This is a genomic window from Cryobacterium sinapicolor (assembly GCF_004403465.1).
In the GTDB taxonomy this organism is placed as follows: Bacteria; Actinomycetota; Actinomycetes; order Actinomycetales; family Microbacteriaceae; genus Cryobacterium; species Cryobacterium sinapicolor.
Genome location: NZ_SOGQ01000062.1, coordinates 38103 through 51136 on the forward strand (window position 1 = coordinate 38103; position 13034 = coordinate 51136).

The 13034-nt window shown below is 63.0% G+C and carries 13 protein-coding genes and 2 pseudogenes; 12 read left to right on the forward strand and 3 right to left on the reverse strand.

From position 1 onward, the window contains the following. The first annotated feature begins 110 nt into the window (after positions 1–110). The 4 genes and pseudogenes from E3T28_RS12450 to E3T28_RS12465 all read left to right on the forward strand — a co-directional run bounded on the left by E3T28_RS12450 (position 111) and on the right by E3T28_RS12465 (position 4390). Positions 111–1109: a MurR/RpiR family transcriptional regulator gene (locus tag E3T28_RS12450; protein WP_198417200.1), complete on the forward strand. Its 999-nt coding sequence runs from the start codon at positions 111–113 to the stop codon at positions 1107–1109. 35 nt (positions 1110–1144) lie between these two features. Continuing rightward, positions 1145–2041 carry an N-acetylmuramic acid 6-phosphate etherase gene (gene murQ, locus E3T28_RS12455; RefSeq protein WP_134431745.1) on the forward strand — a complete coding sequence of 299 codons (897 nt, stop codon included), beginning with the start codon at positions 1145–1147 and terminating at the stop codon, positions 2039–2041. 114 nt (positions 2042–2155) lie between these two features. Further along, positions 2156–2617, forward strand: a pseudogene (locus E3T28_RS12460) (PTS sugar transporter subunit IIA). Between the two features lie 240 nt (positions 2618–2857). Next, a complete protein-coding gene (locus E3T28_RS12465) occupies positions 2858–4390 on the forward strand; it encodes a PTS transporter subunit EIIC (protein ID WP_134431703.1) in 1533 nt (510 codons plus the stop codon). Positions 4391–4930: 540 nt separating this feature from the next. On the opposite strand, the gene E3T28_RS12470 is transcribed toward E3T28_RS12465, so the two are convergent. Next, positions 4931–5386, reverse strand: a complete 456-nt coding sequence (locus E3T28_RS12470) for a hypothetical protein (protein WP_134431706.1) — start codon at positions 5384–5386, stop codon at positions 4931–4933. A 163-nt stretch (positions 5387–5549) separates the two neighbouring features. Between E3T28_RS12470 and E3T28_RS12475 the strand changes: the two genes are divergently transcribed. The 3 genes from E3T28_RS12475 (at position 5550) to E3T28_RS12485 (ending at position 7172) form a co-directional block, all read left to right on the forward strand. Then, entirely contained in the window at positions 5550–6056 is a 507-nt protein-coding gene (locus E3T28_RS12475; RefSeq protein WP_166787025.1) for a TetR/AcrR family transcriptional regulator, read from the forward strand. A gap of 259 nt (positions 6057–6315) precedes the next feature. Continuing rightward, positions 6316–6594, forward strand: coding sequence for a Rossmann-fold NAD(P)-binding domain-containing protein (locus tag E3T28_RS12480; protein WP_134431712.1), 279 nt, complete (start codon positions 6316–6318; stop codon positions 6592–6594). A 143-nt stretch (positions 6595–6737) separates the two neighbouring features. Next, positions 6738–7172 carry a hypothetical protein gene (locus E3T28_RS12485; protein WP_134431715.1) on the forward strand — a complete coding sequence of 145 codons (435 nt, stop codon included), beginning with the start codon at positions 6738–6740 and terminating at the stop codon, positions 7170–7172. On the opposite strand, the pseudogene E3T28_RS12490 reads toward E3T28_RS12485, so the two are convergent. Next, a pseudogene (locus E3T28_RS12490) lies at positions 7126–8301 on the reverse strand (IS3 family transposase). The gene E3T28_RS12485 and the pseudogene E3T28_RS12490 overlap by 47 nt on opposite strands. Before the next feature lie 252 nt (positions 8302–8553). On the opposite strand from E3T28_RS12490, the gene E3T28_RS17790 reads away from it, so the two are divergent. The 5 genes from E3T28_RS17790 (at position 8554) to E3T28_RS17800 (ending at position 11790) form a co-directional block, all read left to right on the forward strand. Then, positions 8554–8811: a PfkB family carbohydrate kinase gene (locus E3T28_RS17790; RefSeq protein ID WP_198417204.1), complete on the forward strand. Its 258-nt coding sequence runs from the start codon at positions 8554–8556 to the stop codon at positions 8809–8811. A gap of 35 nt (positions 8812–8846) precedes the next feature. Next, positions 8847–9608 (forward strand): hypothetical protein, encoded by a 762-nt coding sequence (locus E3T28_RS12500; protein ID WP_134431721.1) that lies wholly within the window; start codon positions 8847–8849, stop codon positions 9606–9608. Next, on the forward strand, positions 9608–10264 hold the full coding sequence (locus tag E3T28_RS12505; RefSeq protein ID WP_134431724.1) for a class I SAM-dependent methyltransferase: 657 nt from the start codon (positions 9608–9610) through the stop codon (positions 10262–10264). The genes E3T28_RS12500 and E3T28_RS12505 overlap by 1 nt, the downstream gene beginning before the upstream one ends. 152 nt (positions 10265–10416) lie before the next feature. Continuing rightward, positions 10417–10866, forward strand: coding sequence for a PAS domain-containing protein (locus E3T28_RS17795; RefSeq protein ID WP_134431726.1), 450 nt, complete (start codon positions 10417–10419; stop codon positions 10864–10866). A gap of 372 nt (positions 10867–11238) precedes the next feature. Then, the gene (locus tag E3T28_RS17800) at positions 11239–11790 is read left to right on the forward strand and encodes an alpha/beta hydrolase (protein ID WP_370260183.1); all 552 of its coding nucleotides are present in this window, start codon (positions 11239–11241) and stop codon (positions 11788–11790) included. Positions 11791–12545: 755 nt separating this feature from the next. On the opposite strand, the gene E3T28_RS12520 is transcribed toward E3T28_RS17800, so the two are convergent. Then, positions 12546–13034, reverse strand: a 489-nt coding sequence (locus E3T28_RS12520; protein WP_241979326.1) for a recombinase family protein, incomplete at its 5' end; no start/stop codon positions are given.

Consider the following 13034-nt stretch of genomic DNA (forward strand, 5'->3'; position numbering starts at 1 on the left):
GTCCGGGTGGGTGCTTGCAGGAGTGTGTCGCCGGGTTGCCGTCTATCTGGTGTGGGAGGAAAACTTGTAACTCTTGACACGATCCGCCCCAATGCGTGAAACTTTGTTACATGCTCGGGGTGGACCCGTGGATGTGTTTTGAAAGGCGGACGGTGCCCATGGCCTCTACCAGGGATCCCCGGCAGGCTCATGATCGCGGCGTCACGACCGATGTGACGCGTGAGTTCTCCGGCCCGGCCACGCCGGCTCCGTCGGATGTGGTCGCCAGGCTCCGGGCGATGTTGCCTGGGCTAACCCCGGCGGAGGCCCGGATCGGCCGGGTTTTGCTTTCTGACACCACGGCGGCATCGGCTCTGACGGTTAACGAGCTTGCCGAATGCGCGGCCTCGAGCACCGCGAGCGTGGTCCGCACCGCGCGGCGTCTGGGTTTTGAGGGATACCCGCAGCTGCGGCTTGCGCTGGCTGCGCAGGGCGGTGCGGACCATCACGGGGGTGTTCCTGTGGGCGCCGATATCGCTGACGGCGACGGAATCGGTGTTGTGTTGACCAAGCTGGCCGCGTTTGAGTCTGAACAGCTCCGTGCCACCGCCGAACTCGTCGATCCCGTCGCCCTGGAGAAAGTGATCGATTTGATCCGGGCCGCCCGCCGGATCGACGTGTATGGCATCGGCGCGTCTGGCCTGGTCGCGGAGGATCTCACGGCGAAGTTGAATCGGGTTGGGCTGGTCGCTCGGGCATACACCGAGCATGACGCGGCGATGGTCAGCGCTTCACTACTCGGCCCCGCCGACCTGGCGATTGGCGTTTCCCACTCGGGAGAGAACCTCGGCACCGTCGCCCCACTGCAATCGGCCCGGTCGACCGGCGCCGGCACGGTGGCCATCACTGGCGCCGCCCGTTCCCGATTGGCGGTCCATGGCGAACACGTCTTGGTCACCGCGGGTCGAGAGTTTGGCTTCCGTTCTGCAGCGATGGCTAGCCGCGCTGGGCAGCTCCTGCTCGTCGATGCCATCTTTGTTGGCGTCGCGCAGACGCTGCCCGGGGCCCGCGCCGCGCTTGAACGCACCTACGCCGCCGTCACCACTCATCCGGGACGAAAAGAATCATGAATTGCGTCACCAACACCAAGGACAGGGATAACACCATGGCACTCGCCACATTGGGCACCGAGACCGCGAATGACCGCACCACGGACTTGGACACGATGTCCGTCACGGACCTGCTCACCGTGATGAACCAGGAGGACCGCACGGTCCCCTTTGCGGTGGCGGCGGCACTACCGGCGATCGAGAACGCGGTCGATGCGATTGTCGGCGCGCGCCGCCGCGGCGGACGGCTGATCTACCTCGGTGCCGGCACCAGCGGCCGACTCGGGGTGCTGGACGCCGTTGAATGCCCACCGACGTTCGGTACCGACCCCGGGGAAGTCCTCGGGCTTATCGCCGGCGGCGAGCGTGCGTTCCTTAAGGCTGTCGAAGGGGCCGAAGATGATCCCGACCTCGCGGTGAACGACTTGCGGGCAGTCGGGCTCACGGACGTTGACGTTCTCGTCGGTATCGCCGCCAGCGGCCGAACCCCCTATGTCATTGGCGGTTTGGACTATGCCCGACGCGTTGGGGCGGCCACCGTCTCGGTGGCCTGCAATCGTGGCGCGGAGATCAGCAGACACGCCGATGTTGCTATCGAGGTCGATACCGGGCCTGAGGTGCTGACCGGATCTACCCGGCTGAAGGCCGGTTCGGCGCAGAAGCTGGTGTGCAACATGCTCTCCACTGCCAGCATGATCCGCACCGGAAAGGTCTTCCACAACCTGATGGTCGACGTCCAACCGACGAACGCCAAATTGGTCGACCGCGCCCGCCGCATCGTCAGCGCCGCCACCGGGGCAGACCCGGATACCGCCGCCGCTGCAATTGATCAGGCCGGCGGGCATGCCAAGACCGCCGTTGTCATGCTCCTCACCGACACTGATTTCCCCACGGCCACCGCTCGCCTCGAACAAGCTCACGGCGACGTCCGCACCGCCATCACATCGCCCTAAGCGATCCCCGCTGACTCGGGTCGCACCGTGTGGCACGGGCGTGCAGCGCTGACGGCGATACACGTCTCGATTCGTCTGCAAGTCCCCGCACGTCACACTTCAGGAGAGACGACTATGCCCGAAAATATCCTCAGCCCTCTGCGTGGCACGGTGCTGTCGCTCGGCGATGTTCCCGACCCCGTGTTCGCCCAGGAAATCGTCGGCGGGGGAGTGGCTGTTTAGCCTTCCCCGGACACCGGCCTTGTGACGGCTCGAGCGCCGGTGACTGGCACCCTCGTTCGGATCCAGCCGCACGCCTTCGTTTTCCGGTCCACGGCGGGGACCGGGATCCTGGTCCACCTGGGCATCGACATGGTCCACCTGAATGGTGAGGGCTTTGAGGTGTTGGCCGCCGAAGGGTCCGTCGTGCAGGCGGGCGACCCGGTAGTCCGATATGACCCACAGGTCATTGCCGCCCACGGCTACGCCGACATCTGCCTGGTCATCATTCTGCAGAGCCCGCCGGGCGCCGTGTCCGCGCCGACCACAACTACCACCGTCGACGCTGCCGAGCTGCTGTTTTCCTGGCCGAGCTGACCCATCCGGATACCTTCATTGATCTACCCGGCTCCACCCAGGCAGTGCGCACCAGAGATCCCGGCGTGAGGACGACCGAACCCTGCCCTCCACGACACCGCCCCCCTATGAAATAAAATTTCTCTTGACTCTTGAGTCTGTGAAAGCTATTTTCAGATCACGACATAGTTTTGTACCTCGGGTTTCTGCTCCCACGAGAACCCCTCACTTCCTCACACTTTGCTTGAAAGGACTTCAGTCATGGCCGACTCACGAGTCATCGCAGACCAGTTGCTCATTGGTCTGGGCGGCGCCGAAAACATCATCGACGTCGAAAAATGTATGACACGCTTGCGTGTCGGAGTCCGTGACCAGGATCGCGTCGATGTCGCTGCTCTGCGTGCGATCCCCGGGGTGCTCGCCGCCCTGCCCGGCGATAACTGCCAGATCGTTCTGGGCCCGGGTCTGGTTGACCGGGTCGCCATCGACGTGGAGTCAGCCCTCAGCGCCGCCCGCGCAGACGGGGCGACTGCCTCCTCGGCGACACGGCTGGCCGACAAAGGTGCGGCCATCCGGCAACAGAACAAACAACGCAATAACACCCCGGTCAAAAATACTCTGAGACGCATCTCCAACATCTTCGTCCCACTGATCCCCGCACTGATCGCCTGCGGACTCATCGCCGGCATCAATGGGATCCTGACCAACCTGGCCACGAGCGGCCAGGTTCCGTGGTTGGCGACTCTGACTCCGATCTTCAGCGTCATGTCCAGCGGGTTCTTCGCCCTGCTCGCCGTGTTCGTGGCGATGAACGCGGCCAAAGAGTTCGGCGGCACGCCCATCATCGGCGGCGTCATCGGGGGAATCATCGTGGCCCCCGGAGTCGCGAACATCGTCGTCTGGGGCCAGCAACTGGCCCCCGGCCAGGGAGGGGTTCTCGGCGCCATGGGCGCCGCCATCCTGGGCGCCTACGTTGAGCGGTGGGCCCGCAAATGGGCGCCCGACGTGCTTGCCCTGTTCATCGTGCCCACGTTGACCGTGCTGATCGCCGGCCTCGCCGCCCTCTTCCTCCTGATGCCAGCCGCCGGCTGGGTGTCAATCCAGATCGGTATCGGTGCCACCTGGCTGCTGAGCACTGCGGGTGTCTTCGCCGGGTTCGTTCTCGGCGGCCTGTTCCTGCCACTGGTGATGACCGGGTTGCACCAGACACTCACCCCCATCCACACCACCCTGATCGAACAGGTCGGTTACACCACCCTGCTGCCGGTCCTGGCAATGGGTGGCGCCGGCCAAATCGGTGCCGCGATCGCCGTGTTCTATAAGCTCCGCCGCAACACCAGCATCGGACGGACTATCAAAGGCGCACTGCCCGCAGGATTTCTCGGTGTTGGCGAGCCCCTCATCTACGGCGTCACCCTGCCGCTGGGCCGTCCCTTCATCACCGCCTGCATCGGCGGCGCATTCGGCGGCGCAGTAGTCGGTCTCTTCGACCAGCTCGGCTACACCGTCGGCGCGATCGCCATCGGCGCCAGTGACATCTCGCTGTTCCCACTACTCCAGGGCAATCACGGCTGGGGTGCCGCCGCCCTCGGCTACGCATCCGGCCTGATCGTCGCCTACACCGTGGGATTCTTCACCACCTGGTTCTTCGGGTTCACCCGCGACCAACTCGTACGCCTCAACACCGACGACACCATCGATGCAGGACTGGTCCCCACCGCCGACGCCCCAGAAGGAACGACCGACCCCGCCGATCAGATCCCCACCCTGGCCGGCTCCCACCACCGCTCCTAACATCTCCTCTCTCGCCGCCATCGAGCACCACCCCCGACGAACTCTCCGGAGCAAACGTCGTGTGGCCGCCCACCGCTTTGTCCCGAGGTGGCACGAGAACTGAGTGAGATTGCAGGTGTTGCAGGCACGAAAGCGAATTTTGCGGCCGGGCGATTCGTAGGCGATCTGACCTGTCGCAACCAGTCACACCAGATATCCGCACTCGGCGAGGTGCCGCACGTCGGATTCATAGTGAGATCTCGCTCCCGTCATTCCGAGCACCTGTCAGCGGATCGGCCCTGCAGAATGGGCCACGGCGACAGCCCGTATGCGTCGGGGACCGCACCGACCATGATGATCACCAGCCTCACAGCACCAGCCTGGCCAAGCACCATTCACAGCCCAAGGCCCCCACACGACCTAGCACCACCCAGACACGCCACTCGTGGCCGACAGTGTTGCTTTGGCCATGGTTAGTGGACACAGGTCTATCCGGCGTGAACGACAACCACTTTTCTGGTCAGGAGACACGCCCCAGGCAGGTGGTCGAAGTGGGGATGCTCATTCCATTATCCGTTCAGTGGTGGGAAGCCAGGCGATCATTGTGGTGATCGCGCCGACCGCGGCCACGGCGATGCTCACTATGCGCCACGGCAGCGGAAGGATGGGGGAGCCGTGTTCGGAGACAACCGCCAGAAAAATTAGCAGCGCACCACCCACGCAACAGGCGGCCGCGCACCACCACCGAGACCACCATGCTTTGCGCCATGCACCAACGGACGCGATCGCCCACCCGACCACCCCGACCGCGAATATGCCGTACAAGAAAATCCAAGGAACAACCGGGTCAGGGATCTCACCATACGGTCCGTAGAGCTCCTGAACATGGGCGGCAATACTGTCACTACTCACGTGGTCGACAGCCATCACAATGAGGGCGACTACCGTCCCCGCCAATCCCAGACCCACACAGATCGACAACGCGACCTGCCGCGATGCCGTGCGTTCCGCCATCATAACACTCCAATCGACAGTCACTATCAGTTGATAGTGACTCTACAAATTGTGACACTGAGAGTCAAATGCAAGTCACTAGGAGTATCATCGGGAGATGGCCTTAGGATTGCGGGATCGCAAGCGGCGCACAGCGATGCGTCACATTCAACGAATAGCGTTGGACTTGTTCGACGAACGTGGCTTCCAAAACGTACTAGTCGAGAACATCGCCGAAGCTGCCGAGGTTTCTCCCTCCACGGTCTACCGATACTTCGGCACCAAGGAAGGGATCGTCCTTGCCGATGATTTCGACACCCTGAACGAGGCCGAACTTGCTGCTGTCATCGACGTCACTGACCTAGCCGGCACCGTGCGCGCCATCGTTGCTCGCTTTGAGCCAAAACCTGATCAGCACAACCCGGAGGGGAGCCTTGCCCACAGGCGCATCCGTTACTTCTTCGACGAACCATCCGTCCGCAGGTCTTCCTACGAGATGCTGGCCAACGCAGTCGATCGGATCGCTCCCATCCTCGCCAGATCCGGCAGACTCACCACCACGGAAGCCCATATCAAGTCATCTGCCCTAGTCTTCGGCTACTTCTCCGCACTTGAACAATGGCACCGCAACCCGGCAGGCCGCTCAATCTCTCGTGCACTCGATGACGCACTCGGAGTCCTCAACCGCCTATAACAACGCGAGCCGCGGCGCCCACAAAAGCGGCTCCCTCCCGGCGTACTGACGTAACCGCCATCATTGATGAGCAATATCACGTTGCGATCTCTGTCCCGCGAAGCAGCTCCACCGCGAAATGACGATACGGCTGCGCCGCAATCGTCCCGCGTTCCGACAGGGTATGAGCTTGGTTGGGGTGGCTTGTGAAGAAGTGAAATATTCGACGCTAACGCCCGAGTTCGGGCCATCTGGGGCGCTTGGGAAAAAGGTGCTCAGAGTGCGGCAAAGCGCAGTTTCAGCGGTCGGTCGCGGGACCAGTCTCGACAACGTGCTCGGCCGGCCGATCCGGTACGCCAAACCCAGCGAAGACCAATTCCTCGCCCAGCTGAGGGCCGACAACTTCCCCGCGGACTACGTTGCCGTGCAGAAGATAATCCACCGCGTGGTGCGGCTGAACATCTCCGTGTTCCCGAACCACTCGATCCGCACACTGACCGGGCGTCCCGCCACAACCCTCCGTCAGTGCGTTGCCGATAACACGCAGGCGTGGAGATAATCCTCCGGAGTCACAAAACACCACTAGTCAACGGCACATAACCCAGCCAGCCCGCAAAAGGTGTGTCCCCAGGGCAGTAACACCCGAGCGGGGTTCCTGGCAAGGGGGTTGAACACCACTCAGGGCTGGGAAACGGTAGAGGAATGCGACGAATCTCCTACAGCGGGACCTCCTTCCTCACCGCTGACGCCATCACGGACGCGCTCTTCCAACTCGTCACCGCCCTGAACAGCAGTCAGACGACCCAGTCCCTGAACCTGCCCGCCATCACCCTGACCGGGAACCCGATCATCGTGAAACTGATCGTCGGACCCTGGAGTGAGTTGATCAGCGTCCCCGAGGACTCCCTCTGGGACGAACCAAACATCACCGAAATACTCGCATTCCTCCGCGACCGCACCCACGCACTACAGCAGCACACACCACCACCCGCGTATTCGGAGATCGCGACCACCGATTTCGACATCACCGACATCACCGACGTCACTGACCTGCCGCGGGCATTTCTGACAGCGGAATTCGTGGATTCTTCTACGCTGCCAATGTTGGCTGTTGGTAACCATAGTGGACTTCGTTAGGCCGGCGGTAACCGAGTGCGGAGTGCCGGCGTCGACTGTTGTAAAACCCTTCGATATAGCGGATGACGTCGCTGCGAGCTTGCGCTTTCGTGGCATACGCAGTGCGATATACGCGCTCATTCTTGAGCATCGAGAAAGAGCTTTCGCCCATGCTGTTGTCCCAGCACACGCCCGTGCGGCCCATCGAGGAGCGCGTCCCCAGGCCGGTCACCAAGGCACGAAACTTGGCCGACACTGCCGCGGTCGGAGTGCCAGATCGCGTCAGGCTCGATCAGGGTCGTCGCAGCGGCGTTGCGGAGGGCGTCGGCGACGAGTTCGGTGCGCATGTGATCGGCGATGGACCAGCCGACGACCTTCTTTGAATAGCAGTCGATGACGGTGGCTAGGTAGATGAAGCCTTGCCAGGTGTGGATGTAGGTAATGTCGCCGACGAACTTCACTCCGGGGCGGTCGGCAGCGAAGTCGCGTTTGACGAGGTCGGGCATGCTTGCGGCTGCCTCGGCGTCGGCTTCGGTGGTGATGCGGAAGGGCCGTGGTTGGCAGGCTACGAGGCCGATCTGGCGCATGAGTTGCCGCCCCAGCTCGGGCGAGCACTCGGTCTGATCGGCGCCCAGGTCGGCGTGGATTCGGCGGTATCCATAGGTACCGTCGGACTCTTCGAAGAAGTGCTGAATCCGGGCGATTAGTGCCTCTCGCCGGGCCGCGGTCGCTGACTGCGGCCGAATTGCCCAGTGGTAGAAACCGGGCGTGGGGACGGCCGGCCAGAGGCACATTTTCACCACCGAATTCTGGTTGGTGGGCTCAGATTTTTGGGAGTCGATGTATTCGTACTTGCTCACTACCGCTGCTCCCGCGCGAAGTAAGCGCTGGCTTTTTTCAAGAATGCGGTCTCCGCCCGCAGCTCTTGAACTTCCCGCTCGAGTTCCTTGAGACGGGCCCGTTCCGACACGGTCAGGTCGGCTTCGGTGCCGCCGTTGGCCTCGCGGTATTTGTTGAGCCAGTTCCGGAGAGTCTCAGGGCCGACGCCGTATGTGGTGGCGACGTCCTTGATCGGTTTGGAGGTGTTGATCACCTCGCGGCACAGCTCGTCTTTGAACTCTTGGGTGAAACGCCTACGTGCTGCGGCCATGCTGATCTCTACTTTCAGTGAACCCTCATTTTAAGAGGGCCCACTGTCCGAGATATCCGCGGCAGGTCAATCCCTAATTTCCGGGCGCTAAGCCTGCGTGCCGCAGCGCTGGTTATGGACCTATGGGAGACGTCACAAGTTCTCCTCCGCGCGACTGCATCAACTCGTATCCCCATCGGGACGAATGACCATGACTACGACGGTCGGGCCGAGTTTCATGAGCCGTTCCTACAGGCCGCCTCATACATCTTCATGAACGCTGACGAACCTCATCCTGTGAATGCGGTTGCGGCAGATGTCAGGGACACGAACGGCGCGGGTGACGCTTTTCTCGCGGGCTACCTGGATGCCACCTTGACAGGCGCCTCCACGGATGCGGCCCTCGCTTCGGCAGCCTCGCAGGCTGCTGTGGCCCTCGGTTTGAAGCACCTTCATCCACCCCTAGAGGCGCTCCTTTCGCACCTCGGACCAGGGTTGCCATTTCAGCAAGTAAATGTTCCAAATCTTTAGGGAGGGGCGAGCATTAATGTTGGAGGTCACCACAAATGACACGTAACCAAACGAACACTCTTGCCCACGGGCCCGGCGACCCAGAAAGGGTGTTCGAAGTCCTGGTCATCGGCGGTGGAGCTGCTGGCGTGAGCGCAGCGTTCGCGGCCGCTCAGGCCCGTCGCAACGCTACCGGCATCCAAACACCCGGCCGGGAGATCCTCGATCAAGCGATCGGCGTGCTGGCCACAAATGCGGTTGCCGCCGAGCAGGCGCTGCTTTTTCGCCAGTGGAGTGACGACGTCACCCTTTTTGTGCACGAGGGGCCGGAGCCGACCGACGACGAGTGGGAGAAACTTGCCGCCCGAGGCATAGCTGTGGTGACCGGCGCGGTATGCGAGCTACGGGTCCACCCTGACCGTCCAGTCGGGGTGACGCTATCATCCGGCCACACCCTGCAGGTCGATGCCCTCGCGATCGGAGCACCAGCACGGTCGAACCTCCTCGCAACCTCAGGGATGGTTGCTCCCGAAGGCCCGGGACGCTTGGGCACGACGGCACCGGATGCCTCCCTTGCCGGCGGGACCTCCGAGGCCGGTGTCTGGGTGACCGTCAACGTGGATGACATTGACACGGCGGCAATTACGGCAGCCCTGTCGGCCCGGCAGGTCGGCGTCACTACCACCGCTGACCTGGTGGCAGTGAAGACAGCTGCGGTCGCTGTGGCCGGTCGTGAGCCCTTCAGCGTGCAAGCGGAAGCGCAAAATTCGAGGACCGTCCTTGGCAACCGCCGCCATGGGCTAGAGACGGCGAACTGATGGCCCCCGAAGCAAACCCATTCGGCCGTCGCTACTGGGAGGACCGCTATGCCGCGCCAGGGCTCGCCTGGAGCGGCCAACCCAATCCGGTGATGGTCACTGAAGTGGGCCTCCTCAAACCGGGTCGCGCTTTAGACGTCGGAAGCGGCGAGGGCGGCGACGCGCTCTGGCTTGCGAGACACGGATGGCATGTCACCGGGATCGATATCGCGGCCACTGCGCTTGAGAAGGCACGAGCCCACGCGGAAGCCGACGACCCGAAGGCCGCGGCCCGCATCGATTGGCAGCAGCATGACCTGACAGCTTGGTCTCCCAAGAGGCAGGGGTTCGATCTCGTCTCGTCACAGTTCATGCACCTGCCGGAGCCGGCCCGCACGACGTTGTTCCGCTCACTGGCAACAGCGGTCGCACCCGGGGGAACCCTACTCGTCGTCGGCCACGACGCCGATGTCGACGACCTGAGCCAGCGCCGGAAGCATCTCAGCGGACTGACGTACAGCGTCGACGACATCCTCGCCGCGATTGACGGTGAGGACCTCCGTATTGAGGTAGCTGAATCGCGCAGTCGACAAGCACGCAATAGAGGTGCCGGATCGGCAACCGTACACGACGTGGTCGTGCGAGCGTCCCGTCCCCACAGTGCCCGGGCCGTCTGACTGAGGGAATCGCCGGAACGTTCAGCGCTGTTACACGGCGCTATCTTCGTCGCTAGAACGTTAGTTACTTGAAGGGTCGTGGCTGACGGGTAACCCAGGCGGCATCCTACCGATCCGTGGCTGGGCACTGGCATTACTTAGATGGAGGTCCAATGAAACATCATGTACACCAGGAATGTTCAGATCACGTCGGGCACGGCTTAGGTGGATCTGGCCGTGCGGTGCAGTCCGCGGATACGCGGGCACCCGCTGTTGACTCTTATGAGCTGCTTGTTGAAGGGGCCCCGGATGCATTGCTGGTCCTCTCACAGGAGGGCCAGGTGGTGTTGGTCAATGCCGCGGCCGAGGAGATGTTTGGCTACTGCAGATCTGCCTTGGTCGGAGAGCATTACGGTATCGTGCTGTCCACGCGCCCGGACAGCGGTGCTCCAGATGATTCCCCAGGGCAGGATCGCTCGAGGAACTGTAGTGCGAAGTTGATCGCTGACTGGCGGCGTTCTGTGATTGCTGTGCGGCGAAGACCGGTGATGACGAGGATGTCCGCCGGAAGTTCCGTTGGATCCTCTGGGATCATCCGGTGGAATGATCTACTCGATCCGTGAGGATGACGCGCCACGAAGATGCCCGAATCTAACCTAGCTCTGCCCTACCCCCTTGAGGAACTTATGCCCTAGATTGACATCGCTGTGACCGTACTAGCAGTTGCTGCTCTGACCGTTGGAGTCATCACCCGACGTCGCAATGCTGCGCTGGTCAGCGTGTGGGGATGCGCAGCGCTGCTTCTACTCGTGATCGCTTTTGCGCTCGAGGGCGCGCGGCCTCAACTGATCGCTGCGGCGATCGCCGTCGCTGCGGGAGGGGGCGTTGTGATGTGGGTACGGTCCAGAAGGGCACCGCGGCTCGCGTCGGTCGCTGCCGTCGTTCTGGCATTCAGTCTGGTCGGGACCGCCGGAGCTGCGTGGGTACTCCCGCCGATGTCACTACCCGCACCAACCGGCCCTGATGCGGTAGGAGTCGCCTCGCACATCTGGGCCGATCCCACTCGAGATGCCCACGGTGGAAGCAAACCAGGACAGGAACGCTCGCTGCCGGTCACCGTCTGGTACCCGGCCGCCGAGTCGAGCCTTGGATCGGCCTACCTTTCAAGCGACATGGAGTCCGCTTCGCAGCTGCCGGACGCCTTGGCTCGGCAATACGGTGTGCCGTCGATTGTCTTCGACAGTCTCCGGCATGCGAAGAGCAATGCGAGCGAGCAAGCCCCCACTGCTCAGGGTTCCTTCCCGATCGTCGTCACGTCGCCAGGGTTCGCCAGCTCAAGGTGGTTCTTCACCTCGTGGGCAGAGCAGCTCGCAAGCAACGGTGTCATCGTGATTGCTCTCGATCACCCATACGACGCGATCGCGACTGAGCTCGTGGACGGCTCTGTCGTCTACGACGAATCGGACTGGCGACGATGCAACCGACCAGGCCAACGCGAACCAGGCAGTGGGCATTCGAGCTGCGGACATCCGTGCCGTCATCGATAAGGTCGAGATGGCGTCCTCCGACGCCCCAGAGTTAGCGGGTGCTGATCTGAGAAAACTCATTGCCGCGGGGCACTCCGCCGGTGGTGCCGCGGCAATCGAGGCGGCCAGGCTAGACGGGCGTATAACGGCGGTGGTCGATATCGACGGCATGCCCAGATCCCCTGCGGGTACTCAGCTCACCCAACCCTTGCTCGCTATCGTTTCCGGCGACATGGATCCGAATCCCGGCTACGAGCACGCGCTCGACAGCCTCCTGGCGGACGGCAATGGTGCGCGCGTCACACTCAACGGCGTGGCCCACTCACCATCGCCTGCACCGGCTGGATCGGATGAAGATCCATGCAGTCCCTCCCTACTTGTCCCGGTACGAGACCGGCCCCTCGAGCGCGAGGGTGACCAGGGCCGGATCGAGGGTCTGCGCAATCTGCCGCACGGTCGCATAGCTCGGCGCCGGCATCTCACGAGCTTGAGCGTCCGTGACAGGGAGGCGATGCAACGTGGCGATACTTGGCCGTGGCCGAGTGTGCGCCAACCGTTCGACGAACGCGACCGTCTCGGCCGAGGTTCGGCGGACACTATTGTCGGTTCCCGGGTGAGGGTAGAGGGCTGCGACGCCGCCTACCCGGTAGAGCTGGCTCCTGCGTTGAAACGTCCGAGTGGCGATCCCGGTCTCTCGAGCGAGGACAGCGAGCGGAATCTGATCTTCGACTTGCAGCCGAAGAACACGCCACCTCCCTGCCGCATTCACGAGTCACCTACACGGTGGTGCTCTCGCGCGCCGCGAGGGCCTGCTGATGCCGGTACAGATTGGCCCGGCTCCACCCGACAAGCCGCGCCGCATCCTCGGCCGTGCGGCCCTTCGCCCTCGCTTCGGTGACGAGCTTGAGCTTGTCGGCGACGACGATGGGATCCGACAGAGGCCGGCCGGACTTGGTGCCGCCGTACCGGGCGGCGGCGATCCCGGCGTTTACGCGTTCCGTGATGAGCTCGCGTTCGTATTCGGCCAACGTGGCGAGCATGTTGAGCATGAGTCGGCCCGACGTCCGGTGGTATCGGCAGCGGACCGGGAAGTGACTCAGGTGGGGGCTTTGGTTCGCTGGCAGCGGCCCGACGCGCTGATAGAGCCGGGGAATTTCGGCGGCGAGTTCGGGGAGGATCACCGCCTCGTCGATGACCTCGATGGGGTTGTTCATGGTGGCCAGCTCGAGCATGGATGCCTCGGAGAAGTAGCGGCGTTCGCCGGC

What these genes read in the sequence shown, in the direction of transcription:
- E3T28_RS12450 (WP_198417200.1), top strand. Translation starts at nt 111, where the DNA reads ATGCTCGGGGTGGACCCGTGGATGTGTTTTGAAAGGCGGACGGTGCCC.
- murQ (WP_134431745.1), top strand. Translation starts at nt 1,145, where the DNA reads ATGGCACTCGCCACATTGGGCACCGAGACCGCGAATGACCGCACCACG.
- E3T28_RS12465 (WP_134431703.1), top strand. Translation starts at nt 2,858, where the DNA reads ATGGCCGACTCACGAGTCATCGCAGACCAGTTGCTCATTGGTCTGGGC.
- E3T28_RS12470 (WP_134431706.1), bottom strand. Translation starts at nt 5,386, where the DNA reads ATGATGGCGGAACGCACGGCATCGCGGCAGGTCGCGTTGTCGATCTGT.
- E3T28_RS12485 (WP_134431715.1), top strand. Translation starts at nt 6,738, where the DNA reads ATGCGACGAATCTCCTACAGCGGGACCTCCTTCCTCACCGCTGACGCC.
- E3T28_RS17790 (WP_198417204.1), top strand. Translation starts at nt 8,554, where the DNA reads ATGAACGCTGACGAACCTCATCCTGTGAATGCGGTTGCGGCAGATGTC.
- E3T28_RS12500 (WP_134431721.1), top strand. Translation starts at nt 8,847, where the DNA reads ATGACACGTAACCAAACGAACACTCTTGCCCACGGGCCCGGCGACCCA.
- E3T28_RS12505 (WP_134431724.1), top strand. Translation starts at nt 9,608, where the DNA reads ATGGCCCCCGAAGCAAACCCATTCGGCCGTCGCTACTGGGAGGACCGC.
- E3T28_RS17795 (WP_134431726.1), top strand. Translation starts at nt 10,417, where the DNA reads ATGAAACATCATGTACACCAGGAATGTTCAGATCACGTCGGGCACGGC.
- E3T28_RS17800 (WP_370260183.1), top strand. Translation starts at nt 11,239, where the DNA reads ATGTCACTACCCGCACCAACCGGCCCTGATGCGGTAGGAGTCGCCTCG.